Below are 26,870 nucleotides of genomic sequence, written 5' to 3'. Positions count from 1 at the left end.
GACGACGAACTCCCACGGACGACTACGCCCGCTAATTTCGCCAACGGCAAGCCCCATCGCTATGCCGAAGGTCCCAGAGGGAAGGAAATTTGGTTCACGGACACGTAGTCCGTTCCTCGACGCGAAGTCGTCCTTAGGAAACGACTTTTACTGCTTGTCCCCTCCTTCCGACGTGAACAGGGAGGATGACCACTGCTTACTACTTCATCAGCGACCTCCACATCGGTGGGGACGAACAGCTTCAGGACGTCGAGTTCGAGGACGAACTCCTCGGCTTCCTCCGGGAACTCGAAACGGGCGACGAGGACGCGGAACTCATCGTCAACGGTGACGCGTTCGGGCTGTGGGAGTTCACCGAACTCGACGGGATGGAGAAGTTCGACGCGCTTCTCGACCGGTATCCAGCGCTCTTCGAACAGCTCCGGGCGACCGGCGAGCGAATACCGATAACGTTCATCCCCGGAAACCACGACTACGAACTCGCCTGCTACCCGGAGTACGTCGACCGGCTGGCCGAGTACAACGTCGTCCTCGAACAGGAAGTCGCCATCACGCGCGACGTCGGCGACCGCGTCGTCTGGATCGAACACGGCCAACAGCGCGACCCGAACAATCGAAGCCCCGACTTCGGCAACCCGTACGCCAACCCGCCCGGCTACTTCGTGAACCGACATATCACGAGCAAGGCCGGGAAGCTCTCCGGCCGCGGCAGGTTCAACTGGCTGAAGGACATTCAGTCGCTGACACCGATGGAGGAGATCCCCAACTGGATGGTCTCCAAGTACTTCTATCGGGAGATGAGCCCGTTCCTTCGATACGCGGTGCTCCCGTTTCTCCTGTTGTTCAACCTCAGTCTCCTCTATGCCGCCCTGGTCTTCCTCGATGGGGTGGGACTCTGGTCGGCACCGCTGGACGTCGTGACCACGCTGCTCCGCCGGTTCGGTGTCGTCGGTGAACTCCTCGACGTCGTGTTGGTGGTCAACCTCGTCGTCATCGCGATCTCGGCCCTAGTATCGATCCCGCTGTTCTTCCTCGCGAGGGACGTTCGGAAGACGCTCGATCGATTCGGGTTGATACGGCTCGACGAACCGCGAACGGCCGGAAACGCCTACATGGAAGGCGCACGGGGGATATTCGAAACCCACCCGGAGGTCGCCGTTTTCGTCTACGGCCACACCCACCGTGCCTCGGTCACCGAGGTCGACGACCGCGTCGTCGTGAACACGGGGACGTGGCTGAAACGGCTCCACCGCCGATCCGTCGTACTCGGCGTGCTCCCGTGGGTCTTCTACCCCTCGTTCCGGCTGAACTACGTTCGGATCTCAGAGGAGGACGGTGCCGTAGTCGTCGAGTATCGAGTCATCGAGAAGAAGAACCCGAAGGACTTGACGAGACTCGAAACCCTTCTGACGCGTGACCCTCTACCGGACGAATCGATCCCGGAACGAACGGTCGTCGATTCTCCGTGACCGTGGAGCCCTTCGATCCTCGATCCGGACATCGATGGACGCTCCCGCACTACCACCTGTCGTCTCATCTGCTGGAGCAAGTTGCTTCGAGTTCGACCCAGGGGTTTTCCAGTGCGTTGAAACAGGGGGAGGAAGGGTAGGATCGTCGGGACGTGTTACAGGTGATGCCAGGCAACGGAGTCCCCTTCGATCCTACACCGATCTCCATGCCGTTTCGTAATAAGTTTTGTGTGGGTTCCAATGGAGTGGGCGAAGAAGCAGGACCGCGACCTCTATCATCAAAAATCATATAGATTGTAACATACAAAAGTGTTATATTGTGGTTATCGGCTTATACAGGTGGGAGGGGTCGAGTGGCATATCGACCTCCCATCTACCCAACCGGCGAGTCGAATCACTCGGCGTCGGCGATCCGACGACGGTAGACGTGAACCAGGTCGTCGGTCGTTGCCTCCCTGTGTTCATCGTCGATGTCGGCGTCGACGAGCGCCGCTTCCATCTCGTCGGCAGAGATGGAGGTTCCGTGTTCGGTCCCGTCGATTAGACGATCCACCAGCTCACTCTCTTCCTCGCTCAGGGTAACGTTCGCCGTGTCGATGAGCGGAACGTGGCGGTCCGCCGGTTGGTCGGTATCCTCGTCCGTCATAACTAGTCCCGTAGGGTGCTGCCCGGTACCAATCTTACGGCCGTTCACTGGCTCGAAGAAGATGACGTTCCACACCGATACCCCATGGACCAGTGCAGAACCGTCCCTCAGACCGAATTATTTCAGCCCTCCCGCACTACTGACGACTACGGACAGCCGGTGACGCCCGCTCCGAGACCGTGTGTTCAACGCGCTGTTCGTCCTCGAACTGCTCGGTGGCGTGTGCGGTCGACGCATCCGGGAGCGGCGAGCATCGTGACCCCGAACGCCACAGCGCCGCTCTCGTTTCCGGTCCCCCGAGAGTACGTCTTCGCCGCCTCGGTCGTCGTGATCGGTGGAGCGCGATCCTTGAACGGTGTGCCGTCGATTCTGGCCGGTGGTGCTACTGGTTTGCTCTGGGCGGAAACCCTCGGCGGCGGTCTGCTCGCCCTCGCCGGCATTTATATCGGCTTGAACGATTCCCGTGGAACAGATGAACCGAACCTCGGGGCCGTCTGGATACTGCTCGTTGTAGCGGTTTTCACACTGGCGGCTGGTCTGTTCGAGTTCTTCGCCTGAGCGCGCGTCTCGGTCGGGAGCGAGCGGGGCTCGGGGTATCGACCGGAGTGCGCAATGCTTTCGTATGGAATTTGGCCCCGAGAGCGTCTTTACAGTCACCTGATGAGCGACCGGCTGTGAAGGTAAGCGAACATGAGCGCAAGTACGAGCCCGGAGAAGACCGTCGGGATATCGACCGCCTCGGCCCGACTCAACCCGAGTAGCTGTCCCACGAGCCCCGAGACGCCTATCCACGTGACGAACGTGAGCGCCCCGTAGAACCACGGACTCTCGATCTCGGTCCACTCTCTCAGCGAGGCCGTATCCTTCCCTACGGGTAGTTCCCGACCGAGTTGTAATCTTCGTCTCGGGCCGAAACTCCGGAACGTCCCCGCTCACTTCTGCGCTGCAGGCGAGTACGCCTACTTCCCCGATTTCGGTCGTTCTCGGTCGGCGCTCAGCACCGAGGAGCAAATTGTTAGTAATGAAACCAAATAACTCATAGGCCGACTGCACGTACTAGGCGACGCGTTTCTGGGCTCGGGCGGTCGGGACCACTATCCCGGCCGCCTTTCAGTTCGTCCCGAGAACGGCAGGTGCCGGCAGTACCTACTGGTGGGTGCCCTCCCTACGGGCGGGTGGTATGGTAACCATTGATGAAAGCACCGAAGGCAAGACCGTCGTAACCGCCGATGGCACGACCGTCGGAACCGTCGTCGACGCCGATAACTCGACCGCGCACGTCGAACCCGATCCCGGACTCGCCGACGAGATCGCCGCAGAGCTCGGCTGGGGTGACGCCGACGAGGAGACCTATCAGCTGGACAACGACGCCGTCGAAACCGTCACGGACGACGAGATCCGGCTCGAAGAGTACAACTGAGAAGAGGCCGACGACGACTGCGATCCCGCCCCGTCTTGTACAGCGTGAGCGGGATTGTAGAGTTTGATGAATCAACGCGATCCGCTACTTCGCGCCGACGATCCTGAGCAACATCGGCTTCGGCGACATCGCGTCCCTCGTCGGAACGGTCGGCGTCGGGGTCGTCAACGTGGTGCTGACGGGGGTCGCGATACTGCTCGTCGACCGCGTCGGCCGGCGGCCGCTGTTGCTCGTCGGGACCGCCGGAATGGCGGTGATGCTCGGGGTCCTTGGCCTCGGGTTCTTCCTCCCGGGACTCTCCGGCGTGATCGGGTACATCACCCTCGGAAGCATGCTCCTCTACGTCGCCTTCTTCGCGATCAGCCTCGGTCCGGTGTTCTGGCTCATGATATCCGAGATCTATCCGCTCCGTATCCGCGGTACGGCCGAGGGGACGGCGAGCGTCTTCAACTGGGGTTCGAACTTCGTCGTGGGGCTGACCTTCCTGCCGCTCATCGACCTGATCGGGGAGGCGTTCTCGTTCTGGATACTCGGGGTCTTCTCGGTTCTCGCGTTCGTCTTCGTCTACGCCCGAGTCCCGGAGACGATGGACCGTTCCCTAGAGGAGATCGAGGCGGACCTGCGGGAGAACACGGTCGTCGGTGCCGACACGAAGTCGACCGAGTGACGCGGACTCCTCGTCCGCCGGGTTCCGTGTGGCGTTCGACCGGTCGCTTACTTCCACGGGTTCGACACTAGCTCGGTCTGGACGTCCGAACCCACCTCGATCCGGCAGTCGGACCGCGGCTCGGCGATACACAGTAGCACGTAGCCCGCTGCCAGATGGCGGTCCTTCAGGGCGCGTGGCGGGCGCGAATGCTCGATCCGCCCATCGACGACCCGTCCGGTGCAGGTGGCACACGCGCCGGTTCGACAGCCGAAGGGAAGCGCCAGGTCCGCGCGTTCGGCCGCGCTCAGGACGGACTCGTCCGCACGGGCCCCGATCACCCTTTCGTGACCCGCCGACCACGACAGGACGGTCTCGTGGACGCTACTGCCAGACATCGCTCGTACAGTCGCCGTCCGGCCAGCGGATCTCGTGAGCACGGGCCGGGCCGGTGGGAAGCTCCCCGAAGTCCACGAGGAACTCCTCGTCGAGCTGCATGGTTCCCCGGCGCGGGTTCACGTCGGCCTTCAGCATCACCGAGCCGCGCTCGGCCTCCTCGGGGTAGAACTGGTTATCCCAGCTCGAGAACAACGAAGTGGTCCAGTAGAGGCGCTCCCCATCGAGGCTGAGTTGGAGCATCTGTGGACCACCGGCGAGTTCACGGTTCTGAACTGGCGCTGGGTCACCGAAGTGCCCGCCCGCCCAGATGCGGTCCGCGAGTCGTGGGTTCGATGGGTCCGAGATGTCGTACATTCGGACGTCGCCGTGGAGCCAGTTCGAGAAGAACAGGTACCGGTCGTCCATCGAGACGAGGAGGTCGGTCACGAGACCCGGAACCGGCATCTCCCAGCCCTCGTGCTCCCGTGCGTCGACGTCGATGACGCTCTCCGCGCGCCACTCGTCCCCGGCGTCGTAGAAGTGGAACACGTTCGAGGAGAGCGCCGCCCCGACGTACCCGTGGGTGGCCTCGGGGCTGTGGAGGAAGCGGACTTCGAGGGGTATCAGTCCCTCCTCACCGAGGTCGAGCGTCTGTTCGACGGTTCTGTCCTCCCAGTCCCAGACGTGGATCCGCTGGCCGTAGTTGCCCGCCTCGACGTCGTCGAGGTCGAATCCCGGATAGTAGGTCTTGGGCGCGGCCCATTCACTGGAGACCATCACGTCGTGTCGTGGCTGGTACCAGTAGTCGTAGTTCATCTCGATCTCGCCGGGCGGCTCCCACCGCCCCTCGACCTCGAAGTCCTCGTCGAGCGCGAGGAACCCGCCGGGGAGGTCGCCGTCCCGGTCGCCGAGCATCGAGATGAGGATGTTTCCATCCGGGATACAGTGGACGGTGTGTGGGGCTGAGAGGTCGTGTTCGAACACCTCCTCGGGTTCGATGACCTTCGTGAGTTCGGGGTTTCGTCGGTCGTTCGTGTCCACGATGTGGATCCGCGAGGAGCGCTGGCCGGGGATGACGAGATGGCGGCGTTCGAGGCCCTCCGTGTGACAGGACGACGAACAGGCGTTCCAGCCGAAGTGGTGGAGTTCGTCGCCGCGGTTCGGCATCTCGACGCGGTCGATGACCTCGGTGTAGGTGTCCGAATCCGGGTCGACGTCCACCACGCCGAGGAAATCCGGCGCGTCGACGTCCGTGCCGACGTAGAGGCCCATCACATAGGCGACCTTTTCGGGTGTGGATTCCTCGATAGCGGCCTGTGGGGTCGTATAGCCCGGTCCCTCCGAACCGCCCGGCTGTGCACCGTCCGTCGACGTCTCGTTCGGTCCTCGTGCGTCACTCATGCGCATACTCTGTCGGCGGACATCGATATCAGGTGGCTGAAAGCGGCAACATAATCCTCTTTCGTGAAGGGCAGGCGCGAGATCCATCCTCCAGAATAAGGAGAACTTCAACGGCCGCACCCACGAGGTTCGAAACCGGAAGCGAGCGTGGCGTGACCGACCCCGACGGATGACCTCGATCGGGTCAGAGCCTGGGTTACTTCTGAGCTTTCGAGAGGCCGGCGCTATTCGGGCGGGGAACTCCACTCCTCGCCGTCGTCCTGCGGTTCGTAGCCGACCGTCTCACGGGCGTGGTCGAGGTCGTCGAGCCACCGGCGGTCGTTCGCGCTCACGCCGTAGAAGTGGTCCCACTCGACCGTGTCGTCCCGGAGGCAGCACTCGACGAGATGCGCGAGGTCACGCCGGGAGTGCCAGAGGCCCTTCATCCGGGCGACCTGCTCGTCGTACTCGTCGCTCCCCCGTTCGACGGTTCCATCGTCGACGCCGCGTTCGGCATCGCCGTACGGGTGGTCGTACTCGGGCCCGCGACACGCACCGATGCGGAGCCCATAGAAGCGAACGTCGTGTGCCTCCGCGGCGAGGCGACCCAGGTCCTCCCCGTACGACTTCGTGAGTCCGTACGCGGAGTCCGGTCGATGTGGCTCGGTTTCGTCGGCCGTCACGCCGGCGTCCGAGGTGTAGATCTCGGGTGCGTTCCGTACCTCGACCATCCCGACCGCGTGATTCGACGAGGCGAAGACGATACTATCGAGGTCGGCCTCGACGGCTGCCTCGTAGACGTTGTTGATCCCACGGAGATTCGCTGCAAGGGGGTCAGACCACCCAAGCCCGCGATCGCTGGCTCCACCGGTTCCCGGGACCAGGGCGAGGTGAACCACCGCGTCGTGGCCCTCGAAGGCGGGTCGGATCGCTTCGTAGTCGGTCACGTCGGCGACGACCGTCTCACGGTCGGGCAGCGGGTCCGTGTCGAGACACGTGAACGAGTACGCCGGATCCTCGCCCAGGTGCTCGAGGATCGCACCGCCGACGACACCGCCCGCACCCGTGATGAGGACGTCCATACTACGCGAACCCCGGCTCGTGTCATGAATGTTTGCTCCCTCCGAATACTTTAGCTTCCATTACGAAACGGGGCTATGCCACGCGTCACGGTCGTCGCCGACGACCTCACCGGGGCGACCGACACCGGTCACAGCTTCGCGGTCCGCGGTGCGGCGACCCGCGTGGCGGTCCGACCCGAGTCCGCCGCCGACTCGACCGTCCGCGTGGTCAACACCGACTCGCGGTACGCCGACCCGCGGACCGCCGCCGAACGAGTCACGGAGGCGGTCGACGGCTTCGATGGAGTGGTCTACGACAAGGTCGATTCGACGCTCCGCGGAAACGTCGTCGCCGAGGCGGACGCCATCATGGACGCGACGGACGCACGGTTCGGGATCGTCGCGCCTGCAGCGCCCGAACTCGGACGCGTCACTGCCGGTGGCCAGCACCTCGTCGACGGCCGACTCCTCACCGACACCGAGTACGCGGACGACGCCAACGGCCCGACGACGACACACCTTCCCACGCTGTTTTCGGGTTCGGCGTATCCGGTGGTCCACCTCGACATCGGGACGGTCGCGAGCGGCACGGAAGCGGTCGCCGAGGCGTTTGCGGCGGTCGAACCCGACCGGGCGTTCGTGGTCTGTGACGTGACCCATCAGCGCCATCTCGCGACCATCGCTCGCGCGGGCGCGTCGCTCGACGAGCGCGTCGTCTACGTCGGGAGCGCGGGGCTCGCGGAGGCGGTCGTGGTGCCGGATGGCCCGGGCGAGTTAGTCCACGAATCACCAGCGACCGAACCACCAACCGGCGGCGCACTCGGGATCGTCGGCAGCGTCAGCGAGACGACCCTCCGGCAGTTGGCCGCGCTGCCCGACGACCAAGTGCTTTCGTTCGACCCCGAAACGCTGCTCGCCGACCCCGACCAAGCAGGTTTTCGGATTGGCGAGCGCGCTGTGGAGCGACTCGCGAACGGCGAGTCGACGGTCGTCACCGCCGCCCGCGATCGCTCGGCGGTCGAGCAAACGCTCGCGCTCGGCCATGAGGCCGACCTCACCGAGTCCGAGGTCCGTGATAGGGTTACGTGTGCGCTCGCCGGGAGCGCCCGCCGAGCCATCGAGTGCGCGAGCGGGCTGTTCGTCACCGGCGGCGACGTGGCGATGGCAGTGCTCGACGCGCTCGATGCGGCGGCACTCGTGCTCTCGGGTGAGGCAGTCGAGACCGGGATCCCGCGGAGCCGGATCGCGGGCGGCCCCGCCGACGGGCTGCCGGTCGTCACGAAGGCCGGTGGGTTCGGCTCCCCGTCGACAGTGATTAACTGTCTGGAATCCCTCCGTGGCGACGATGACTGACCGACCCACGGTCGGGGTCACGATGGGTGACCCGGCCGGAATCGGCCCGGAGATACTCGTCACGGGCTATCGCGCGCTGCGGGAGGTGGCGGACCCCCTCGTGATCGGCGACGCGAGCGTGCTCGAAGCGGCGTGTCGCGTCTGTGAGTCGGACCTCGGCATCGAACGCGTCGACACGCCGGGGGATGCCGCCTTCACCGCCGACCGGATCCCCGTCATCGACCTCGACAACGTCGCGGATCTCGATCGGGGCGTGGTCCGGGAGTCCTACGGGCGAGCCAGCCTCGCGTACGTCGAACGCGCGATCGAACTCGCGCTGGATGACTCGATCGACGCGATGACGACGGCACCGATCAACAAACAGGCGACCGCGCTCGCGGGGAGCGAGCACGCCGGCCACACCGGGTTGCTCGCCGACGCCACCGACACCGAGAACTACTCGATGATGCTGATCGAAGCGGACCTCCGGGTGAGCCACGTCAGCACTCACGTCCCGCTCTCCGAGGCCTGCGACCTCGTCACCGAGACCGCGGTGCTGGAGACGATCCGGGTGACCGACGCGGCGCTCTCGGACCTCGGGGTCGACGACCCCACCGTCGCGGTGGCGGGGCTCAACCCCCACGCCAGCGACGGCGGATTGCTCGGCGAGACTGAAGAACTCGAGATCGAACCCGCCGTCTCCCGCGCCCGCGAGGAAGGAATCGACGTGTTCGGCCCGGAGTCGCCGGATACGGTCTACGTTCGGGCCGCCCGTGGTGCCGCCGACTGTGTCGTCTCGATGTATCACGACCAGGGGCACATCCCGATCAAGATGCTCGGCTTTCAGGGGGATGGCGCGGTGAGCGGGGTCAACGTCACCATCGGCCTCCCCATCGTGCGCACCAGCGTCGACCACGGCACCGCGTTCGATATCGCGGGCGACGGGGTCGCGAGCGAGGCGAGCCTGGTCGATGCGGTGGGGGTGGCCGCCGAGATGGCGAGTGGACGAGGTCGTGCCGAACGTCGAGGTGAACCCGCGTGAACCTCGACTTTCCCGACGCCGAAACGCTGCGGGCGGCCAACGACGTGACGCGCGATGACCTCCCCCGCTTCGCCCGCGTTCGGCGCGAACGCGACCTCGATTCGATCGACGACGTCGAAGCCGCGGGCCGGGAGGCGGTGGGAGACCTCGCCCTCGATTCGCTGGCACCGGGTGCGGAGATCGCGGTCACGGCGGGGAGTCGTGGGGTCCACGACATGCCCGCCCTGCTCTCGGGGATCGTCGACGGGCTCGGTCGCCGGGAGTTCGAGCCGTTCGTGATGCCGGCGATGGGGTCACACGGCGGCGCGACCGCCGACGGCCAGCGCGAGACGCTCGAAACGCTCGGGGTCACCGAGGACCGCCTCGGCTGTCCGATCCGGTCGTCGATGGAGGTCTCCGAAATCGGCGAGGACTCCCTTGGCCGTCCGGTCTACGTCGCCGACGACGCGCTGGCTGCCGACGGGGTCGTGCTCGCGAACCGCGTCAAACCCCACACCGACTTCCACGGGCCCGTCGAGAGCGGGCTCTGTAAGATGGCGGTAATCGGGCTCGGGAAGCGACGCGGCGCGGAGTCGCTCCACAACGCGGGTCTCGCCGCGGACTTCAGCGACGTCATCGAGGAGCGCGCCCGGGCGATCGTCGACGAGTGCGTCGTCGGCGGGGTCGCGCTGGTCGAGAACGCCGCCGACCGGGCGACGGTCGTCGAGGGCGTGCCTCCGGACCGGATCCCCAACCGCGAGCCCGAACTGCTCGAGCGCGCTCGCGAGGAACTCCCGATGCTTCCGGTCGACGACCTCGACCTGTTGGTCCTCGACGAGATCGGGAAGGACGTCTCGGGGACCGGGATGGACACCAACGTGGTCGGTCGGGTGCGCTTTCACGGCGAGAGCGAACCCGAAACCCCGAGTATCACCCGGATCTACGTTCGCACGATCACGCCGGCCTCACACGGCAACGGGCTCGGGATCGGGCTCGCCGACTTCGCCCACCGGGACGCCGTCGAGGCGCTCGACCTCGAGGACCTGTACACCAACATCGTGACCAGCGGCGAACCCACCCGGGCACGACTTCCGTTCGTGGTTCCGGACGACCTGACGGCCCTGACCCTCGCCTGTTCGACCACGGGGGTTGCCGACCCGGGCGACCTCCGGGTGGCTCGGATCGAGAACACCATGGAGCCGGACACGCTCGTCGTCTCGGAACCGGTCGCGGACGAGCTGGCCGAGCGGGAACGGCTCTCCGTCGGCCCACTCGAACCGCTCACCTTCGAAGCCGGGACGTTCACCGAGTGACGTGCTCAGGGGTAGGTCACCGCTCGCTCCGTCGGGACCGTTCTCCGTGGTCGCTCCGGATGCCATGTCCTCCGTCTGCCATCGGCCGGTACTGACCTGATTCGAACGGGGACTACAGTGCGCGAACGGAGTGAGTACGACCCTCTCGCTCGGTCTGAATCGCCATCGGGAAGCGGAGCAAACGACCACAGTGTGAACGACGGGCGCGTCTCACCGCGATTCGACCAGTCGATCGATCGCGTCGGCGATGGTTCCGTAGACGGTTTCGAACCGCTTGACGCCGCTGTGGTGTGGGTCGCGGATCTCGAACCCACCGCCGTTCTCGTCGGCGGGCTTGAGGAAGTAGACGCGGTCCATCGCGTCCGCGAACGCGTCTTTCATGTCGTAGTAGTTCCACATGTCCATGACGAAGACGACGTCGCTGTCTTCGACCATCTCCCGCGTCACGCGTTTCGCGCCGTGTTCGGCGAGGTTCACGTCGTATTCGCGCGCGACGGTGACCGCCGGGTCCGGGCTGGACCGGCCGTCCTGTTCGACGAACCCCGCCGAACGCACCGTACCCCCCTCGCGGCCGATCTCCGTCAATCGGTTCCTGAGAAACCGCTCGGCCATCGGACTCCGGCAGATGTTCCCGAAACAGAGAAAGAGGACCGTCGGCTCGGGCGGCAACGAGGCGAGCGTGGGTGGGTTCGTGGGCCGAGCATCGTTCTTTCGCTGTAGCCACAGCCGCCAGACCTCGATCGTTAGCCGACGTTTGCCCTGTCGGAGGTACGTCGTCAGCTGGGAGAGGTTCGTCGGAATCGGGAGCGTCATAGGTGGGTGGTCGACGCCGCGCGAACGGGAGTCACGGACGTAGCTGGTCCCGTGGTCTCACAAGGGTTTCGGGAGGCGGCGCTTCACGAAGTTGTAGCCCTCGCCCAGCAGACTCCCGCCCATCGCCAGCGGGTCGCTCGCCGACGCGATATCGTAGTTTCGGTTCGTGGCTGCCGCCCGGACGACCCCGCGTCCGGCTTCGAGCGCGTTCTCGCTCGCCAGTACGTGTGCGAGTTCCCCGATGAGCCACTGGCTCCGTACGCCCACCTGGTACCCCTCGACCGTCTCGCACTCCCCCTCGACCGCTAGCTGGTACAGCAAGTACGGGAAGTCGACGCCGGAGGCGATGGCGTGGGGAAGGCTGTGCCAGAAGTGGGGGTTGATCTCGATGAGTTTCGGCTCGCCGTTCCGCGGGTCGATGCGGAACTCGACGTGTGCCACACCCGTCCAGTCGAGCGCCGAGAGGAAGTCGTCCGCGAGCGAGACCAGTTCGGGGCTCTCGAACGTTTCGCGATAGGTGCTCAGTCCACCCTCCGGGGGAACGGTCCGTAGACGTCGTTGGACGACGTGTGCCCTGCGCTCCGAATCACCGTCATAGAGTACGTACACACCGCATTCGCCGCCGTTCGGGATGAACTCCTGTACGAGTAGCGGCCCGTGCTGGCGGCGGGTCCGTTCGTAGACGCGTTCGAGTTCAGCGGCGGAGTCACAGACCGACACCCCTTGCCGGCCGGCGGCCGTCCGTGGCTTGACCACGACCGGATAGTCGAGCGCCGACTCGACCGCGTCCAGGTCCAGTTCGTCCGGGGTCAGCGTCGTCGGGTGGGGGATACCCGCCTCGCGCGCGGCCATCATCGTCCGTCCCTTGTCCAGTCCACGCATCAACGTCGCGTACTCGGGGTGGGGAACGGTTACGTACGGTTCCAGTCGGTCACGGGACTCTACGACGGGCACTACCGTCTGATTGTTCCCCGCAAGGAGTAGGTCGTACTCCCGCCGCTGGAGCTCGTCGAGGAGGACGTCGAGGAAGGCCGCTTCGTGGTCGCGGGGGTTCGGGTAGCGTATCGAACGCTCGGTGTACTTCGAGAGACCGCCGGCGGTGAACCGCTGTTCGGCCATCGCCGTGACGGCGATCCCCTGCCGGCCGAGACTACGTATCGCCGCCAACGCCTGCCGACGTTCGGCGTTCAGCACTAAGGCACGTCTCATCGGTTCGTGGGCAGTGGAACGACGCCATTCGGATAAGGGTGTGTTTTCCGGGGCGATCGGAAACCCGTCGCTAGAGGTCCCCGTTGATGACGTCCACCATGCGCTGGCGGTCGAAGAGCTGTTCGTCCTCCGGAAACTCCGGATACGGGCCACCGTCGTAGGCTGGCCACTCGCCGAACTGCTCCGGGAACAGCTGTTTGGCGATCGTTTCGAGTTGGAAGACGTTCATCACCGGGCCGCCGTATCGGACACCGATCGGATAGACCTGGTCGTTTTCCACAGCCGTGATGCTCTGGGCGGCCGGTTCGTCCGTGAGCTGCTGTTTGGTCGACGTCCACTCCGGGCCCAACCCACCGTCGACGAGGACGACCTCCGGGTCGGCTTCGGCAAGCCCCTCGATGTCGATCTGGCTCGCGTTCGGCACGTCGGCAAGCGCATCCTCGACGTCGAACACGCGAGTATGCGCTCGAACGGTGCCCGGCCCGTTCATCTGATAGACCCAGATCCCCTTTCGCAGGAGCACTCGTGCCGTACGCGGCCGGTCGTCGGACTGTGGAAGACCGGATTCGATAGTCGAGAGGAGGTTCGTGTGGATCTCGGAGAGAGCCTCGTACCGTGTCCCTTCCTGGAAGACCTCCGCGACCTTACCGAAGATCTCCCAGAGGGTGTAGTACCGATACCGGTCGGCCCATCCCTTCGGTGGCTCGCTGTGATTACGGCTGAGCGAGTTACCGAACCACGGTGAGACGTTCGTCCGGATCTCCTCGACGTCTTCGGTCTCCCACGCGTCCATCAGGACCATGTTCGCGGGGTCTTCGAGGTGGATGTCGCTATCGAGTTCGTAGAGGAGTTCCTTGTCGGGATTGTACGTATCGACGAGGTCCGACCAGTCGACCGAGACCCCATCGAGCCGTTCGAGAAGCGTGTTGTAGCTCTCCTCGAACCCCTCCGGGTTGTACATCCCGGTGAGCGAGTCGCCGTAGCCGAGTGCGAGCGCCATGTCCGCGTGGTGAAGGAGGACCGTAAACACGCTCTCCGGCGGGCTTTGGAATTCGACCGTTCCCATCGGGGCCATCTCGACGCTGTACGAATTTCGTCCATCACCTGCTTGCGCACCCGAATCGTCGGATGCGTTCGAACCGCTCGTCCCGGAGTTGTTCGCAGTGGCGTCCGACCCGTTCGCCCCGCCGCTACTGGCATTCGAAGCGTTCCCATCGGTCCCACCGCCAGTACAACCCGCGAGCACGCCACCGCCGAGTATCGCGCCACTATATCGGAGGTAATCGCGTCGTGCCGGTTCCGTTCGCCGAGCGGACTCGTGGCCCATGATTATTAGGCTCGCCTAAAACGTTATAGTGGTTCTGGTTCGTTTACAGCTACGCGAACACGGAGTGGGCTTCTCGCCACACCTCGAAAACGAGGACCCGGATTCGGCACGCTAACGACGAATTCACTCGGTTCCCAACTCGCTCGGCTCCCTGACCGTGCTCAATACGTTCGTATTTGGGACGTCACATGCTAGTGAGGGCGACGGAGCACACCGTTCTCGAACGGGGTTCGGTCGCCTTGCTGCAGCGATGCCACCGGACACTCGTTCTCGTGACATCCTACCTCGTGTTCTGGCTCACGGCCGGATTCGACCGGGGAATTGCCCGGAGGTGGTCCCCAGCAAGCCCAACCGACTTACCGTCGGGACCGGTATCGTCGCCAAACCGTGTTGGTGTCGTTGAATGAGTACTGAGACGGGAAGCGACGAGCCCTCCGGTGGGTCCCTCTCGTATCAGAACATCCTCGAACGGGAGATGGAAGAAGCGCTCCAGGAGATCGCTCGCCCAGTGACGGGAGTCTTCCTGTCCGGGCTCGCGGCGGGGTTGAATCTGAGTTTCGGTGCGCTGTTCATGGGGATGGCACTGACGTTTTCCGGTGGGTTCGAATCCCAGTTGGTCCAGCAGATCGCGCTGGGAAGCCTCTCCTCGATAGCGTTCCTGTTCGTGGTTCTCGGGCAAACGGAGTTGTTCACCGCCCACTCCACGATGGCTGTGCTCCCGGTTCTCGACCGCCGGGCATCGCTCGGCGACCTCGGCGGGCTCTGGGGTGCAACGTACGTTTCGAACCTGCTTGGATGCGTGATATTTGCCGGTCTCATCGCCACTCTCGGACCGTCGATGGGGATCGTGTCGCCATCGGCGTTCGGAACGCTCGCGGATGCGTTAGTGCCACTGCCGTGGTGGACGATCCTCCTGAGCGGCGTCGTGGCCGGTTGGCTCATGGGGATGACCACCTGGCTCGTCGCGGCGAGCCGTGATACGGTCGGACGGATCGTGTTCACACTACTCGTCACCGGGGCGATCGGCTTCGGCCCGTTCCATCACGCCATCCTCGGAACGACCGAGGTGGTCTCCGCGATCTTCCTGGGCCAGGGAGTGACCATCGGGGACTTCGTGCACTTCCTCCTCTGGACGACGGTCGGGAATATCATCGGGGGAGCCGTCTTCGTCGGGTTGCTCAACTACGGCCATATCGAACTCGCCGGCGAACAACAGGACGTGGACTTCGAGGCCGAGACGACCGGCGACTCCTGACAGTTCGTTCCGGCCTACGAGAGGCTCGTGTTCGTGACGTCTCCGAGGAACTCGTCGATACGAAGCAGGAGCAACTGAACGGCGACGATGACGACGACGGCAACGACGATGACCACCCCGTCGGAAACGGTCGGGAGCAACCCGAGTGCGACGATGAGCGTCGTCGCACAGGCTGGCGGATGACGGATCCCGAAGTGGAGCATACCGGTCACGGTCAAGACGATCGCGACGACGCTGCTCACGGCCAATCGAAGTCCAACGAGCGAAAACGGGGGAATGGGGCCCGTCACGACGATTCCCGGGGCAAACAGATGGTACGCGAGAAAGCCAGCGACCACCCCGAGGACGTGGCTTCCTATCACCCGCTTCGGGTTGCTCGCTTCGCTCTCGGGGAACATCGCGAGAACGAACGCCGACGGGCCCAAACTCGGGAACAACGTCGGCAACCCGCTCGCCCACGTGAGCATCCCCAGAATCGCGATCAGGAGTCCCGTGTGAAGGCTCGTCGCTATCCGGTCGTTCATCGCTCCGGCCAACGGGGACTCACGGTACGACGGTGACCGGCACCGAAGCGTTCTCTACGACGGTTCCGGCGACGCTTCCGAGGAGGACGCGGGAAACGCCGGACCGCCCGCGACTTCCCATTACGATCGCATCGAAGGAGTGGTCCTCCGAGTGGTCGACGATCGCCGCTGCGGGGCGACCCTCTATGAGGGTCGTGGTGAGTTCCCTCCCGGATTCGTTCGCCAGGTCGGTCGCCGCCGTGAACAACTCCGCTGCTTGATCCTCCGGAGTCCCTCGTTCGTTTTCGTCGCCGGACGAACGTTCTCCATAGCCCGCTCCCGCCGGGTCGACGACGTTTATCACCGTGACGTCCGCCTCCGGATACAGTTCGAGTGCGTACTCGAGCCCCGGCCATGCGTGATTCGAGTCCGTGAGCGGGACGAGTACCCGTTCCGTCATAGATACGAGTACACGATCCTCAGGGATTCCCCTCGTCGATCTCGGCCCCACAGTCGGGGCACTCCGTCTCCGCGATGGACACCCGGAGGTCACAGCGGGGACAGATGGCCAGGTAACACGCACGCTCACCCATAGCCTCGCTTGGCGCTCGTCGCATAAAAGGTCTCGACGACAAGCGGGTATCCGAGTGTCGTACCGCTCTCGCGCCGTCCAGCTATCGAGTCGGTCGGCAGCCGGAATTCGAGAGGGTCCTGAGCACCGCTCGTCAGCAGTCACGTGACGACTGGTCCCGCACGCTCGGCCATATCCGCGACCAACCACGGTGCTACCACCCTTCGAAATCCCATCATTCTGTCTCAGTAACCGGATTTTCGTGCTGGCACTGCAAGCGTTATTGACCCGACTAGGGTAGAAGCGAGCAACTGGGGTCGTCAAACACGCTGATCTCTCTCCGACAGGAAATAGGAAGACTGTGGGCCGGCGGAAAAGGGAAGCAACTAATCGCGATAGCGCTCGGATGGGGCCTCCTGAACGGGACGCGGATGATCTATCCGGTGTTGTTGCCCTCGTTGAGCGAGAGCTTCGACCTCACGCTCACCACTGCCGGCTTGTTGGTCACCCTCATCTGGATCACCTACGCGATCGGGCAGGTTCCGGGCGGCGTGCTGGCCGATCGGTACGGTGAGCGGACGATACTGACGGCGGGACTGGTGACCGTCGCCGGTGCTGTGTCGTTGGTCGTTCTCGCCCCGACGACGTGGAGTCTGTTCGCGGCAACCGGGCTGATCGGTGCCGGACTCTCCCTCTACCCCGTTGCCCGGATCACCGTTCTCTCGGACCTCTATCCCGACCGGATCGGTCGTGTGCTGGGGATAACGATGGCAGCAGGTGATACCGGTCAGACGGTCCTCCCGTTGGTCGCTGGCGTTCTCATCGGTCTCGCGTGGCAGGCCGGCCTCGTCTTCGTCGTCCCCCTCCTCGTGGTGGTTGCGGTCGCCGTCTGGCGGTCGCTCCCGTCGACCGCTCCGTCCGACACGGCGGACACGGAGTTGACCCTCCAGCGGGCGACGGACGTTCTCCGAGAACTCTATCACCCGACGTTGGTGATAATGGTCGTCATCCTGACCCTGTACATCGGGGTTTTGCAGACGTTCTCGGCGTTCTACCCGACGTATCTGATCGACGAGAAGGGGTTCTCCTCGACGACGGCGAGCGCGCTGTTCAGCCTGTTCTTCGCGTTCGGTATCGTCGCGAAACCGCTCGCCGGGGTCGCGTACGACGTGATCGGGATCCGGCGTTCGCTCCCGGCCATACTCGGCGGGGCGATCGCCGGTTTCGCCCTCCTCCCCTTCCTCGATGGGTTCTGGTTGCTCGCCGCGGACACGGTTCTCATCAGTTCGATGTTGGGGTCGGGTGCGATCACCCAGTCGTACCTCTCCGAGACGATCCCACCGGAGATAGAGGGCACCGGGTTGGGGGCCGTCAGATCGAGCGCGTCCTTGCTGGCGTCGATGGGGCCGGTGCTCTTCGGCGCTGTAGCCGAACGCGGCTTCTTCGACGAGGGCTATCTCTCGTTGGCACTCCTCATGGCCGTCGTCACGTTGCTCACGTTTCGACTTCCGGCCGAAACCGGCTAGCCGTGTCAGTATCCACCACCGAGATCGGTAGGACTACACCGCACGGCAGTTATCGCTCTCGGATCGGTGATGACTTCGTGTTTTCAGGGGCTGCCGGTCGGTTCGTACAGCCGCTTCGGTCGGCGATGGATACGTTCGATCGAACAAGCCGAACACTTAATGGAACCTGCTGGCTGACTTTTATACGATGACTACACTCGGGCCGAATAGCCGAGGAGCGGCGTTTTCGCGTCGAGGACTGCTGAAATGTATGGGGGCGGGGACGCTCGTGATGAGTGCTGGCTGTTCGTCGGACGACGGTGGGACCCCACCGACCGAGACTCGGCCGGAGACGGGTGTCGTGACCGAGGTCACGACCGACCCGCGCCAGCAATCCGTCATCACTACCGACGCCGTCGGACCGACGACCGTCCCACAGCGAGCCGGTACGCCGTCGAGCCGGTCCTCCGGAACCGACGCGACGGTCCGAAACGGGGCCCGTCGAACGAGCGGTCCGTGTTCTCCGTCGACGGCCGAAACATCGTCTCCGACGGGGACGCGCTCCGGATCTGCGGCGTGTCCCACCGGGACCGGGATTCGCGCTTCCTCTACGACATCCGTCTCCACTTCGACGGCCGGGTCGACGACCACCTCGGAGGCCACGTCGACACCGACGGCGACATCGACAGCGGACGTGGCCTCGTCTCCCTCGGACCCGCTCCTCACGGGGGCCTACATCGGTGGGTCGGGGTCGTACACCGACGACCTCGAACTCTTCGAGAGCTGGCTCGGCCATCCACCCGCACTCACGATGGAGTTCGTCGAAGGACTGCGGTCGGAGGACGTCGTGAGCCGATTCGTTCCCAATCGAATGACGCCCATCTGGGAGGCCGGCTCCGTCCCCGTCATCACGTGGCTTCCGTCGACCGGCAGCACCACCGACACCGCCGACGACATCGCACGCGAGATCGCCGACGGGGACCACGACGCGCTCCTCGAGACGTGGGCAGCACGACTCAACGACTGGACCACCGACGACGGCACCCAGCGGCGGTTCTACTTCCGGCCCGGCCACGAGATGAACGGCAACTGGTTCCCCTGGAGCGCCGACTCGTCGTCGACGACGAACGATTACGTCGAGATGTGGCGGCAGATCCACGCGGTCTTCACGGAGAGCGGGCTGGACGAGACGACGATACAGTGGATGTGGTCGCCGAACGCCGACGAGATCGGGGGTGTGCGGGCCGAAGCCTACTATCCGGGCGACGACTACGTCGACTGGGTCGGCCTCGATGGCTTCAACTTCGGGGATTCGCAGTCGTACTCGGAGTGGCGGACGCCCGAGGAGATATTCGGCCCCATGCTCGAACGGATGCGGGAGTTGACCGGGAAACCGGTCGCGCTCCCCGAGGTCGCCTCGTCGTCGTTCAAGGGTGACGACTTCACGCCCTCGGCGAAGGCACGGTGGGTGAGGCGGTTGTTCTCGTTCGCCGACGACCGCGATATCCGGATGGTGAACTGGTTCAACACCGAGAAATCCGGCCAGGACGAATCCGATTGGGCGGTGTTCGGCGGCGAGCGAGGGACGGATACCCACGAGATCGACGGTGACTCCTACGCCACCTACGACGCGTATCGAGCGACGGTGAACTCGCCGTCGGTCGTTCGTGGCGACGCCGACGCGGGGGCTCGCCTGACGGACCGCGAGTTCAGTGGCGACCTGTGAGGTGACTCTCCACGCTCCGAGCGTGGTCGTCGCCGTTGTAACACCGCTTCACCCGGAGTGGAGTTCTCGAACGCCCGGTATCCGGGGTCGCTGAGAGACGAGCCGAGGAGAAAGCGAATATCCTTGATTGTAGTGCCTGCATTTGCCGCGTCCGGTCAGACCCGGATCGCCCGGAAACCCAACGCTTAGATGCGCTGATCACGAGATCCGCACACGATGTTCTGGACACGGACCGGCGGGGAAGACGGCGAATGAACGACCGCGAGCGCCCGCCGAACACGACCGACGATTCCGAACCGGCACTCGACGACGAGGAAGACCGGAACGGAGGCGAAGACACCACTGAAGACGCGCTCCGGAGCACGATCGACAGGTCGGAGCAGGGGGCACCGGCCGCGGGGTCGGCGGTTCGCGACCGGTTCTCCGCCGACGAGATCTTCCAACGCATTCTCGCGACCGCCGACGAGGAGTTCAACCGGAGCTTTCGGTTGCTCTTTTTGAGCGGGCTCGCGGCGGGGTTCGCGATGAGCCTCTCGTTCATCGGCGTCGCCGCGCTCTCGGGGCTGATACCCGGCGAGAACGGCGCTTCCTCGGCCGCGGGTTACCTGCTCTACCCGGTCGGATTCATGTTCGTGGTGCTCGGGAGCTATCAACTGTTCACCGAGAACACGCTGACGCCGGTGACGTTGGTGATGACCCGGGTCGCGTCGATCCCCGCCATGCTCCGCGTGTGGGTCGTCGTCTTTACGGCGAACATCCTCGGGGTGGCGGCGAGCGCGTACGTCCTCGCCAACACCCACGTCCTCGAACCGCAAGCCGCCGCAATGGCCAGCCAGATCGGCCACCACTTCTTCGAACTCTCGTGGGGGGCGATCTTCTGGAAGGGGGTCTTCGCCGGCGTGCTCATCGCCGGGATGGTCTGGCTGATCCACGCCGCGCGCGACACCGCCGCCCGGGTGCTGGTCATCTTCGCGCTCACGTACGCCGTGGGGGCCGCCGAACTCGCTCACTGCATCGTCGGCGCGGGGGAGACGCTCTACGTGGTCTTCTCCGGCGGCGAGTCGCTGCTCGCCTTCTTCACCCAGTTCCTCGTGCCGGCGACGCTCGGCAACACCGTCGGCGGCGTGGTGCTGGTCGCGCTGTTGAACTACAGCCACACCCACGAGAGCCGCGCCTACAACCGGAGCAACCTCGACTGGAACGAGTGGCTGTTCGGGAACTACATCGGCAAACCGACGACCACCACCTCGGGCGAGGGCTCGACCTCCGACTGACCCGACCCGCTACTTCGACGATCGACGATATTCGAATCGACAGAGGCATATGACCGCTCGTCCCACCGGGGTCCATGAACAGCGTCGGCATCGATGCGGTCGCGATCCACGCCGGGAAGCTCAAGCTCGACCTCGTGGAGACGTTCGCACCAGCGATGGACGAAGCGCCGGAGAAGTACACCAAAGGCCTCGGGCTGCACGCGAGTTCGTTCCCCGACGTCGACGAGGACATCGTGACGATGGGGGCGAACGCCGCCCATCGGCTGATGGACCGAAAGGGGCTCGAACCCGACGACATCGGCCGGATCGACGTCGCGACCGAGAGCGCGTTCGACAACTCGAAACCCGTCTCGACCTACATCGCGGGCTGTCTCGAACAGGTCTACGAGGGGGACTTCCACCACGCGAACAAGGGCGAGCGCAAGTTCGCGTGCATCTCGGGTACCCAGAGCCTCGACGACGCCTACAACTGGATCCGGGCGGGCCGTCACCGTGGCCGCGCGGCGCTCGTGATCGCGACCGACACCGCGCTCTATGCCCGCGGCGACGCCGGCGAGGCGACCCAGGGCGCGGGCGCGGTGGCGATGCTCGTGACCGAGGACCCGAATCTCGTCGAACTCAGCCCCGAACAGGGCTTCGGGAGCGCCGACGAGACCGACTTCCTCAAGCCCAACCAGCAGTTCCCGAGCGTGGACGGCAAACGCTCGGTCCAGGTCTACCTCGCCCGGATGCGGGAGGCGCTGGAGGACTACGAGTCGGTCGCCGAACCCACGCACCCCGACCAGTTTCGGTACATTCCGTTCCACACGCCGTTCCCGGGCATGGTGCGCAAGGCCGCGATGCTCGGCTACCGCCACATGATCCGCGACTCCTCGATCGAGGACGACCTCGCGAGCGAGATCGGTCGACAGCCCCGGATCGAGGAGTTCGACGACGAGGAGCAGTTCATGGACGCGGTTCGCGACTACATGGACGACCTGAAGGAGACCGAGGCGTACCGCGGGTGGTACGAGGGGGCCATCGAGCCGACCCTCGACATCGCGCGCCACGTCGGCAACTGGTACACCGGCTCCGTGCACGTCGCCCGCGCGAGCGCGCTCAAACGCGCCCTCGAAGACGATATCGACATGACGAACGAGAAACTCCTCGTGGGCTCCTACGGCAGCGGCGCGCAGGCCGAGATCCACACCGAGACCGTCCGCGAGGGCTGGACCGAGGAGATCGGTGCCCTCGACATCGACGACCAGCTCGCGGCGCGCTACGACATCTCCTACGAGGAGTACGAGCAGGTCCACGACGTCCACAACCACGACAAGGAGACCGACTTCGAGGCGTTCACGACGCCCGAATCGGAGTTCGTCCTGAGCGGGCGCGGCCCGATGGACGAACGGGTCTACGAGTACGTCGAGTAGTCGACGCGTCGTTCGAGAAGTCCGACCGACCTCTCACTCCTCGCCGTCGGGAACGGGACCGAGAACGCCGTAGCGGAGTCGGTAGACGACGCGGCCCAGCCGCGCTCCCAGCGAGAAACTCCAGCGCGCCGCCGACCGGCCCTGCGGCAGTCGGCGGGCGAACGCGTTCACGGCCCACTTGACGCCGGCTCGCCGCACTCGCGACGTCCGGAGGCCACCACGGTCGGTGTCGTAGGCCCGCGAGTACGCGACCCGGTAGACGAAGCCGACGCCCACCCAGCGTGGGTCCGGAAAGCTCGATTCCTCCTCGTCCGTCACGAGGTTCCCCCACGCTACCAGCACGGGGATCGAACAGAGGCTGACGAGGAACTCGAATCGGGCGCGCGTTCGGCGGCTGATCATACTTCCGGTCGGCGGAGCGAAAGGATAGTTCTGTCGCCGCTAGCATGGGCGACAATGCGACTCGACCGTCGGACCGAACCGATCTCGCGCCGGTTCAGCCGAACATCCAGTCGGGCGAGTCGTCCGTCTCGGGGGCGAGCTGCTCGGCGAGCCCGGCGTAGTACTGCTGGAGGTTCGCGGCGTACGCCCGGAGCGGGTCGGTGTCGACCGTGAGGTCGTAGACCGACTCGACCGCCTCCAGCAGTCGGATCGCGGCCTCGATGTCGGGGACCTGAGCGTGGACCGGCGTGACGAACACGCCCGTCCGGAGCGGTGACTCCATGCCGCGGGCGACGAGCTTGGCGTTGAGGCCGTTGAAGAAACCGCCCGGCATCGGCGGGATCTCGGTGTCGGTCAACCGATGGTCGCGGTAGTCATCGGTGGCGACGTAGAACGTCCGGTGTTCCTCGGGGCCGTGCTGGTAGGGGACGCCCGAGAGCACCGCGACCTCGTCGACGTCGTTCGCCTCGGTCCAGTCGAGGACGGACTCCGCGACGGCGTCGGTGGCCCACGGCGGCACGAAGAGTTCGTTCATGAACACCGTGATGTCGAGGTCGGGTCGCGAGAACAGCCGCGAGGCGTGGCGCGGAGCCCCGTTCTCGAACGGCGTCACGGCCGGCAGCCCCTCGGTGGTGACGTGGCCGATCTCCTCGAGTTCGAGGTGGTCGACGAGGTAATCGGCGGCGGTGAGCCCCGCGAGCCCGAACTCCGCGAAGCCCACGACGAGCGTCTCGGAGTCGGGCGCTTCCGTGTGGCTGATATCGAAAACGGACCGGCCTTCGCGCTGGTGTGCGGCCATGCCCCGCGTTCGTGGGAACCCGGTTTAACGATTCGCCATGCGGGGCCCGGGCCCAGGGTCGGAGTCGGGTCGTGGACTCAGGTCATCCCGCCGAGGGCGTCGAGCATCGTTTCGAGGTCGCCGTCGGCCACCGCGAGCGAGAAGCCGTCGGCGCGTGCGAGCGCCGGGGCGTGCTCCCAGAGGTCCTCGGTGTCGATACCGTGGAGCACCACCGCGGTCGGGGTCGGGGTGACGACCCGAAGGGCGACCAGCGCCCCCTCGCCGTTCGAGACCCCGGTGAAGACGAGCGCCCGGTTCGTGCTCTGGCCGTAGAGCCGATAGAACTCCTCGGTGGAGAGCCGGACGATCGCCTCGATCGAGTTGATGACCGTGTGGCCCGCGACGGTGTCGTGCGAGCCCGCGACGACCTCCGTCGCGTCGATGGCGTCGTAGAAGCCGTTGAGCCGCACCGGGGTCGGGTACTCCCGGAGGTCGCGGACGACCTCGCGGTCGAACCCCGCCGAGAGGAGGCGGGCGTACTGACGGAGGTGTTCACCGCCGCGCGCCTCGTCGATGTCGAGCAGGCCGGTCACGATGCGCCTGACGACGCCGATACCGGGGCTCTGTCGCCGACCGCTCTCGTAATCGGAGACCACCGAGGCCGAGATGTCGAGTTCCTCCGCGAGCGCGGTCTGGGGGACGTCGAAGTCGGTGCGCCACTTCCGGATCGTCGCGCCGGGGTCGTCGCTCAGCACCACGTCGCCGGCGATCTTGCTCGCGAGCTCCCGGCGCGGGCCGCGGTCGGTCATACCCACCACACCTACGGCCCGAATAAAACCCTACTGGCCTCGACGAACCGACTGGGTCGGTGGACGAAGCTACGCGAATCGAGTCTTCAGTCGGGCGTAGCCGCCACGGTAGACGAGGTGGAAGGCGAGGAGATAGGCGGCGGACACCAGGAGAGCACCTTCGATCGTCTGGACGAGGCCGGACGATGAAACCGAGACGGGGAGTGCGGTTCGGAGGAGAAAGAGCACGCCCGCACCAATGAACGCAACGGGGATCACCAGTACGTTTGCAGCGAGCAGGTAGCCGTAGAGCCGTTCGAGCGAGTGCGACCGACGGACGAACACGACCGCAGCCGGCACCGCGCCGACCGCACCGACGCCCAGCGCGATGATCTGAGTGAACGGATCCGGCGGGGTGAGCAACCCCGCGAACGGAGCCGACAGCCAGAGAAACGCCACCAGGGCGAGGACGAACCGGACGAGCTCGGTCAGTCGAGACACGACGGACGCTCGAACGAGGCTCGCATAATCGTTTCGTCGGTCTCGGAACGCGTAACTACACCCTCGACCACGGGTCGGCATGGATGTCAGACGATACGACCCGTCGCGGGACGAGGGGTCGTTGTGGGGGCTGAAGGAGGACTTCGAGCGGGAACTCGGTGGGCTCGGCGGTGGAGGGAAAGCCGAGACCTACGACGGCAAGCTCACCGAGGGCTATCGCGAGCGCTACCTCGACTGGGTGGAGTGGTGTATCGAACACGACCCCGACTGCATCGCGGTGGCCGACCCGGCGGAGCGGGGGAACGAACTCGCGGGCTACGTCTTCGTCCTCCCGGGGGAGCTCTCGATGATCTGGGACGCGGCCGTGGTGAACGAACTCTACGTCGACGAGGCCCATCGGGGGACTGGACTGGTCGACGACCTGCTCGACGCGGCGTTCGCGTGCGTCGAGGGCCAAGACCTCCCGCTCGATCGGGTCGCGCTCGACGTCGACCCCGACAACGGACCCGCGAACGGGGTCTACCGGCGACACGGCTTCGAGCCGTGGGGCGACCTCCTGATGCGCGAGCACTGAATTCCGACGACGAGGAGACCACGTCGACGGAGGAGAAAAGCGCGCCGCGGTCGAAACGCCGAGTGATCTTGTATCGAACGGCGACAGGGACAGCTACCGGATCCCGACGCAAACGAGAGACCGCCCCGCTACCGCACCCGCCCCGCGACGGCCACACACCTCCCGCACCCACTTTTTTCCTCGTCGGGTTCGCCTTCGGCGAACCACTCTCTGCTCACGGGCGCGAAGCGCCCGTTCGCACGTCGAAGGAAATCTCCGATTTCCTGACCGTTGGAAAGCCTCGCTTTCCAAGAGCACGAGGGACCGAAGGTCCCTCGCTGNGGCGCGAAGCGCCCGTTCGCACGTCGAAGGAAATCTCCGATTTCCTGACCGTTGGAAAGCCTCGCTTTCCAAGAGCACGAGGGACCGAAGGTCCCTCGCTGGTCGCAAAAACCTGTTCTGTCGAGCGAAGCGAGACAGAGCTTGGAAGAGCTCCGCTCTTCCAGCGGACTAAAAAGGCTGCTCGCTCACTTCGTTCGCTCACAGTACAACCACTACCACCGCCCCGCGACGGCCACACACCTCCCCAGCCGACTCCTTCGCTCGCGACGCTCGCTCAGTCATCCCTCGCACGCCGATTCGCGCTCGGCGCTCACCATCGTTCGCGCCGACCGCTGCCGCGCGCCGCAGCATCCGGCAACCGAAGCCAAGAGCCGATCCGCCGAAAACGTCCCTGTGCGTCCAGCGGAGCGGTCGAACACCGAGTCCTTTTTGCTCCGTCGCGCGAACCGCTACCCGTGCTGTCGGTCGAGTTACACTGTCACTCCGAGCTGTCGTTCGACGGTCGCGACCCCGTCGACCTCCTGTTGGCCCAGGCCGAAGCGGTCGGGCTGGACGCGCTCGCGATCACCGACCACGACGAGATCGACGCCAGCCTCGCGGCCGCCGAGCGGGCCGCCGACTACGGGCTGGTCGGGATCCCCGGCTCGGAAGTCACCTCCGCCGCGGGCCACATCCTCGCACTCGGGATCAGCGAGCGCGTCCCGGCGGGGCTCTCCTTCGGCGAGACCCTCGCCGCGATCCGCGACCAGGGCGGCATCGCGGTGGTGCCCCATCCCTTCCAGCGCTCGCGCTCGGGGGTCGCCCCCCACATCACGCGCGCCGAGCTCGCCACCGCCGACGCCATCGAGATCTACAACTCGCGACTCCTGACCGGACGCTCGAACCGTCACGCCGAGCGGTTCGCCCGCGCGAACGACCTCCCGATGACCGCGGGGAGCGACGCCCACATCGCGGAGATGGTCGGCCAGGCCGAGACGAGGGTCGACGCCGCCGAACGAACCGTCTCCGGCGTGCTCGATGGGGTCAAGGCCGGCCGAACCGAGGTCATCGGCAAACGAACCCCGTGGCGGATCAGCCTCCGGCAGGCGAGCGGCGGCGTCAAACGCCGGATCCGCAACCGGGTCGCGGGTCTCTTCGAGTAACGAACGCCGTCGACCACCGACCGATACCCGAACGAACCGAACGGCGGGAACGAGCTTCGGTCCC

Annotated in this window: 27 protein-coding genes and 1 pseudogene; 15 read left to right on the top strand and 13 right to left on the bottom strand. The window is 65.4% G+C overall.

The window, feature by feature from the left end; translation table 11 throughout:
- Positions 1–185: 185 nt before the first annotated feature.
- On the top strand, positions 186–1,469 hold the full coding sequence (locus C447_RS08965) for a metallophosphoesterase (protein WP_007693092.1): 1,284 nt from the start codon (positions 186–188) through the stop codon (positions 1,467–1,469).
- Positions 1,470–1,863: 394 nt separating this feature from the next.
- Here the strand turns inward: C447_RS08965 and C447_RS08960 are convergent, their stop codons facing one another.
- Positions 1,864–2,190 (bottom strand): hypothetical protein, encoded by a 327-nt coding sequence (locus C447_RS08960; RefSeq protein ID WP_237713460.1) that lies wholly within the window; start codon positions 2,188–2,190, stop codon positions 1,864–1,866.
- 180 nt (positions 2,191–2,370) lie between these two features.
- Between C447_RS08960 and C447_RS08955 the strand changes: the two genes are divergently transcribed.
- From C447_RS08955 to C447_RS08945, 4 genes and pseudogenes are all read left to right on the top strand, one after another.
- Positions 2,371–2,673 carry a hypothetical protein gene (locus C447_RS08955; protein ID WP_237713459.1) on the top strand — a complete coding sequence of 101 codons (303 nt, stop codon included), beginning with the start codon at positions 2,371–2,373 and terminating at the stop codon, positions 2,671–2,673.
- 132 nt (positions 2,674–2,805) lie between these two features.
- The gene (locus tag C447_RS18775; protein ID WP_275039441.1) at positions 2,806–2,931 is read left to right on the top strand and encodes a hypothetical protein; all 126 of its coding nucleotides are present in this window, start codon (positions 2,806–2,808) and stop codon (positions 2,929–2,931) included.
- A gap of 364 nt (positions 2,932–3,295) precedes the next feature.
- Positions 3,296–3,535: a hypothetical protein gene (locus tag C447_RS08950; protein ID WP_007693087.1), complete on the top strand. Its 240-nt coding sequence runs from the start codon at positions 3,296–3,298 to the stop codon at positions 3,533–3,535.
- A gap of 70 nt (positions 3,536–3,605) precedes the next feature.
- Positions 3,606–4,202: pseudogene (locus C447_RS08945) on the top strand (MFS transporter); the annotation flags it as partial.
- Between the two features lie 47 nt (positions 4,203–4,249).
- On the opposite strand, the gene C447_RS08940 reads toward C447_RS08945, so the two are convergent.
- The 3 genes from C447_RS08940 to C447_RS08930 all read right to left on the bottom strand — a co-directional run bounded on the left by C447_RS08940 (position 4,250) and on the right by C447_RS08930 (position 7,021).
- The gene (locus tag C447_RS08940) at positions 4,250–4,579 is read right to left on the bottom strand and encodes a 2Fe-2S iron-sulfur cluster-binding protein (RefSeq protein WP_007693084.1); all 330 of its coding nucleotides are present in this window, start codon (positions 4,577–4,579) and stop codon (positions 4,250–4,252) included.
- On the bottom strand, positions 4,566–5,960 hold the full coding sequence (locus tag C447_RS08935; RefSeq protein WP_007693083.1) for a selenium-binding family protein: 1,395 nt from the start codon (positions 5,958–5,960) through the stop codon (positions 4,566–4,568). Before C447_RS08935 ends, C447_RS08940 begins: the two co-directional genes overlap by 14 nt.
- A gap of 224 nt (positions 5,961–6,184) precedes the next feature.
- On the bottom strand, positions 6,185–7,021 hold the full coding sequence (locus C447_RS08930; protein ID WP_007693082.1) for an NAD-dependent epimerase/dehydratase family protein: 837 nt from the start codon (positions 7,019–7,021) through the stop codon (positions 6,185–6,187).
- Between the two features lie 75 nt (positions 7,022–7,096).
- Here C447_RS08930 and C447_RS08925 point away from each other — a divergent pair, with 75 nt between their 5' ends.
- Genes C447_RS08925 through C447_RS08915 form a run of 3 tightly spaced genes read left to right on the top strand, consistent with a single transcriptional unit; the run spans position 7,097 to position 10,666 of the window.
- Positions 7,097–8,353 carry a four-carbon acid sugar kinase family protein gene (locus C447_RS08925; RefSeq protein WP_007693081.1) on the top strand — a complete coding sequence of 419 codons (1,257 nt, stop codon included), beginning with the start codon at positions 7,097–7,099 and terminating at the stop codon, positions 8,351–8,353.
- A complete protein-coding gene (pdxA, locus tag C447_RS08920) occupies positions 8,346–9,374 on the top strand; it encodes a 4-hydroxythreonine-4-phosphate dehydrogenase PdxA (RefSeq protein WP_029601988.1) in 1,029 nt (342 codons plus the stop codon). Before C447_RS08925 ends, pdxA begins: the two co-directional genes overlap by 8 nt.
- Complete coding sequence (locus C447_RS08915) at positions 9,371–10,666, top strand: hypothetical protein (RefSeq protein ID WP_007693079.1); 1,296 nt, start codon at positions 9,371–9,373, stop codon at positions 10,664–10,666. The genes pdxA and C447_RS08915 overlap by 4 nt, the downstream gene beginning before the upstream one ends.
- Before the next feature lie 210 nt (positions 10,667–10,876).
- On the opposite strand, the gene C447_RS08910 is transcribed toward C447_RS08915, so the two are convergent.
- From C447_RS08910 to C447_RS08900, 3 genes are all read right to left on the bottom strand, one after another.
- On the bottom strand, positions 10,877–11,479 hold the full coding sequence (locus C447_RS08910) for an arsenate reductase/protein-tyrosine-phosphatase family protein (protein ID WP_007693072.1): 603 nt from the start codon (positions 11,477–11,479) through the stop codon (positions 10,877–10,879).
- A 57-nt stretch (positions 11,480–11,536) separates the two neighbouring features.
- Positions 11,537–12,688 carry a carboxylate--amine ligase gene (locus C447_RS08905; protein WP_237713458.1) on the bottom strand — a complete coding sequence of 384 codons (1,152 nt, stop codon included), beginning with the start codon at positions 12,686–12,688 and terminating at the stop codon, positions 11,537–11,539.
- Positions 12,689–12,758: 70 nt separating this feature from the next.
- A complete protein-coding gene (locus tag C447_RS08900) occupies positions 12,759–13,763 on the bottom strand; it encodes an ABC transporter substrate-binding protein (RefSeq protein ID WP_007693069.1) in 1,005 nt (334 codons plus the stop codon).
- Positions 13,764–14,418: 655 nt separating this feature from the next.
- Here C447_RS08900 and C447_RS08895 point away from each other — a divergent pair.
- The gene (locus C447_RS08895) at positions 14,419–15,270 is read left to right on the top strand and encodes a formate/nitrite transporter family protein (protein WP_007693067.1); all 852 of its coding nucleotides are present in this window, start codon (positions 14,419–14,421) and stop codon (positions 15,268–15,270) included.
- A gap of 14 nt (positions 15,271–15,284) precedes the next feature.
- Here the strand turns inward: C447_RS08895 and C447_RS08890 are convergent, their stop codons facing one another.
- Positions 15,285–15,794 carry an HPP family protein gene (locus C447_RS08890; protein WP_007693065.1) on the bottom strand — a complete coding sequence of 170 codons (510 nt, stop codon included), beginning with the start codon at positions 15,792–15,794 and terminating at the stop codon, positions 15,285–15,287.
- Positions 15,795–15,813: 19 nt separating this feature from the next.
- Positions 15,814–16,284 carry a universal stress protein gene (locus tag C447_RS08885; RefSeq protein ID WP_237713457.1) on the bottom strand — a complete coding sequence of 157 codons (471 nt, stop codon included), beginning with the start codon at positions 16,282–16,284 and terminating at the stop codon, positions 15,814–15,816.
- Positions 16,285–16,775: 491 nt separating this feature from the next.
- On the opposite strand from C447_RS08885, the gene C447_RS08880 reads away from it, so the two are divergent.
- The 4 genes from C447_RS08880 (at position 16,776) to hmgB (ending at position 22,261) form a co-directional block, all read left to right on the top strand.
- On the top strand, positions 16,776–17,870 hold the full coding sequence (locus C447_RS08880; RefSeq protein WP_007693056.1) for an MFS transporter: 1,095 nt from the start codon (positions 16,776–16,778) through the stop codon (positions 17,868–17,870).
- Positions 17,871–18,543: 673 nt separating this feature from the next.
- On the top strand, positions 18,544–19,575 hold the full coding sequence (locus tag C447_RS08870) for a glycoside hydrolase family 26 protein (protein WP_007693052.1): 1,032 nt from the start codon (positions 18,544–18,546) through the stop codon (positions 19,573–19,575).
- A 251-nt stretch (positions 19,576–19,826) separates the two neighbouring features.
- A complete protein-coding gene (locus C447_RS08865; RefSeq protein WP_007693051.1) occupies positions 19,827–20,849 on the top strand; it encodes a formate/nitrite transporter family protein in 1,023 nt (340 codons plus the stop codon).
- 74 nt (positions 20,850–20,923) lie between these two features.
- The gene (gene hmgB, locus C447_RS08860; protein ID WP_007693049.1) at positions 20,924–22,261 is read left to right on the top strand and encodes a hydroxymethylglutaryl-CoA synthase; all 1,338 of its coding nucleotides are present in this window, start codon (positions 20,924–20,926) and stop codon (positions 22,259–22,261) included.
- A gap of 33 nt (positions 22,262–22,294) precedes the next feature.
- On the opposite strand, the gene C447_RS08855 is transcribed toward hmgB, so the two are convergent.
- The 4 genes from C447_RS08855 to C447_RS08840 all read right to left on the bottom strand — a co-directional run bounded on the left by C447_RS08855 (position 22,295) and on the right by C447_RS08840 (position 24,769).
- Positions 22,295–22,663: a hypothetical protein gene (locus tag C447_RS08855; RefSeq protein ID WP_007693047.1), complete on the bottom strand. Its 369-nt coding sequence runs from the start codon at positions 22,661–22,663 to the stop codon at positions 22,295–22,297.
- Between the two features lie 94 nt (positions 22,664–22,757).
- Positions 22,758–23,501 carry a proteasome assembly chaperone family protein gene (locus tag C447_RS08850; protein ID WP_007693045.1) on the bottom strand — a complete coding sequence of 248 codons (744 nt, stop codon included), beginning with the start codon at positions 23,499–23,501 and terminating at the stop codon, positions 22,758–22,760.
- A 77-nt stretch (positions 23,502–23,578) separates the two neighbouring features.
- Entirely contained in the window at positions 23,579–24,289 is a 711-nt protein-coding gene (locus C447_RS08845; protein ID WP_007693043.1) for a helix-turn-helix domain-containing protein, read from the bottom strand.
- Between the two features lie 69 nt (positions 24,290–24,358).
- Positions 24,359–24,769 (bottom strand): hypothetical protein, encoded by a 411-nt coding sequence (locus tag C447_RS08840; protein ID WP_007693041.1) that lies wholly within the window; start codon positions 24,767–24,769, stop codon positions 24,359–24,361.
- Positions 24,770–24,848: 79 nt separating this feature from the next.
- On the opposite strand from C447_RS08840, the gene C447_RS08835 reads away from it, so the two are divergent.
- Positions 24,849–25,343, top strand: coding sequence for a GNAT family N-acetyltransferase (locus C447_RS08835; protein WP_007693039.1), 495 nt, complete (start codon positions 24,849–24,851; stop codon positions 25,341–25,343).
- A 776-nt stretch (positions 25,344–26,119) separates the two neighbouring features.
- A complete protein-coding gene (locus C447_RS08830; protein ID WP_007693038.1) occupies positions 26,120–26,806 on the top strand; it encodes a PHP domain-containing protein in 687 nt (228 codons plus the stop codon).
- Positions 26,807–26,870: the final 64 nt, after the last annotated feature.

The organism is Halococcus hamelinensis 100A6 (genome assembly GCF_000336675.1).
GTDB classification, from domain to species: Archaea; Halobacteriota; Halobacteria; order Halobacteriales; family Halococcaceae; genus Halococcus; species Halococcus hamelinensis.
The sequence above is the reverse complement of the archived record's forward strand: the minus strand, read 5'-3'. Positions and strand labels throughout refer to the sequence as shown.

What these genes read in the sequence shown, in the direction of transcription:
- C447_RS08965 (WP_007693092.1), top strand. Translation starts at nt 186, where the DNA reads ATGACCACTGCTTACTACTTCATCAGCGACCTCCACATCGGTGGGGAC.
- C447_RS18775 (WP_275039441.1), top strand. Translation starts at nt 2,806, where the DNA reads ATGAGCGCAAGTACGAGCCCGGAGAAGACCGTCGGGATATCGACCGCC.
- C447_RS08950 (WP_007693087.1), top strand. Translation starts at nt 3,296, where the DNA reads ATGGTAACCATTGATGAAAGCACCGAAGGCAAGACCGTCGTAACCGCC.
- C447_RS08940 (WP_007693084.1), bottom strand. Translation starts at nt 4,579, where the DNA reads ATGTCTGGCAGTAGCGTCCACGAGACCGTCCTGTCGTGGTCGGCGGGT.
- C447_RS08935 (WP_007693083.1), bottom strand. Translation starts at nt 5,960, where the DNA reads ATGAGTGACGCACGAGGACCGAACGAGACGTCGACGGACGGTGCACAG.
- C447_RS08930 (WP_007693082.1), bottom strand. Translation starts at nt 7,021, where the DNA reads ATGGACGTCCTCATCACGGGTGCGGGCGGTGTCGTCGGCGGTGCGATC.
- C447_RS08925 (WP_007693081.1), top strand. Translation starts at nt 7,097, where the DNA reads ATGCCACGCGTCACGGTCGTCGCCGACGACCTCACCGGGGCGACCGAC.
- pdxA (WP_029601988.1), top strand. Translation starts at nt 8,346, where the DNA reads ATGACTGACCGACCCACGGTCGGGGTCACGATGGGTGACCCGGCCGGA.
- C447_RS08910 (WP_007693072.1), bottom strand. Translation starts at nt 11,479, where the DNA reads ATGACGCTCCCGATTCCGACGAACCTCTCCCAGCTGACGACGTACCTC.
- C447_RS08905 (WP_237713458.1), bottom strand. Translation starts at nt 12,688, where the DNA reads ATGAGACGTGCCTTAGTGCTGAACGCCGAACGTCGGCAGGCGTTGGCG.
- C447_RS08900 (WP_007693069.1), bottom strand. Translation starts at nt 13,763, where the DNA reads ATGGCCCCGATGGGAACGGTCGAATTCCAAAGCCCGCCGGAGAGCGTG.
- C447_RS08895 (WP_007693067.1), top strand. Translation starts at nt 14,419, where the DNA reads ATGAGTACTGAGACGGGAAGCGACGAGCCCTCCGGTGGGTCCCTCTCG.
- C447_RS08890 (WP_007693065.1), bottom strand. Translation starts at nt 15,794, where the DNA reads ATGAACGACCGGATAGCGACGAGCCTTCACACGGGACTCCTGATCGCG.
- C447_RS08880 (WP_007693056.1), top strand. Translation starts at nt 16,776, where the DNA reads ATGATCTATCCGGTGTTGTTGCCCTCGTTGAGCGAGAGCTTCGACCTC.
- C447_RS08865 (WP_007693051.1), top strand. Translation starts at nt 19,827, where the DNA reads ATGAACGACCGCGAGCGCCCGCCGAACACGACCGACGATTCCGAACCG.
- hmgB (WP_007693049.1), top strand. Translation starts at nt 20,924, where the DNA reads ATGAACAGCGTCGGCATCGATGCGGTCGCGATCCACGCCGGGAAGCTC.
- C447_RS08855 (WP_007693047.1), bottom strand. Translation starts at nt 22,663, where the DNA reads ATGATCAGCCGCCGAACGCGCGCCCGATTCGAGTTCCTCGTCAGCCTC.
- C447_RS08850 (WP_007693045.1), bottom strand. Translation starts at nt 23,501, where the DNA reads ATGGCCGCACACCAGCGCGAAGGCCGGTCCGTTTTCGATATCAGCCAC.
- C447_RS08845 (WP_007693043.1), bottom strand. Translation starts at nt 24,289, where the DNA reads ATGACCGACCGCGGCCCGCGCCGGGAGCTCGCGAGCAAGATCGCCGGC.
- C447_RS08835 (WP_007693039.1), top strand. Translation starts at nt 24,849, where the DNA reads ATGGATGTCAGACGATACGACCCGTCGCGGGACGAGGGGTCGTTGTGG.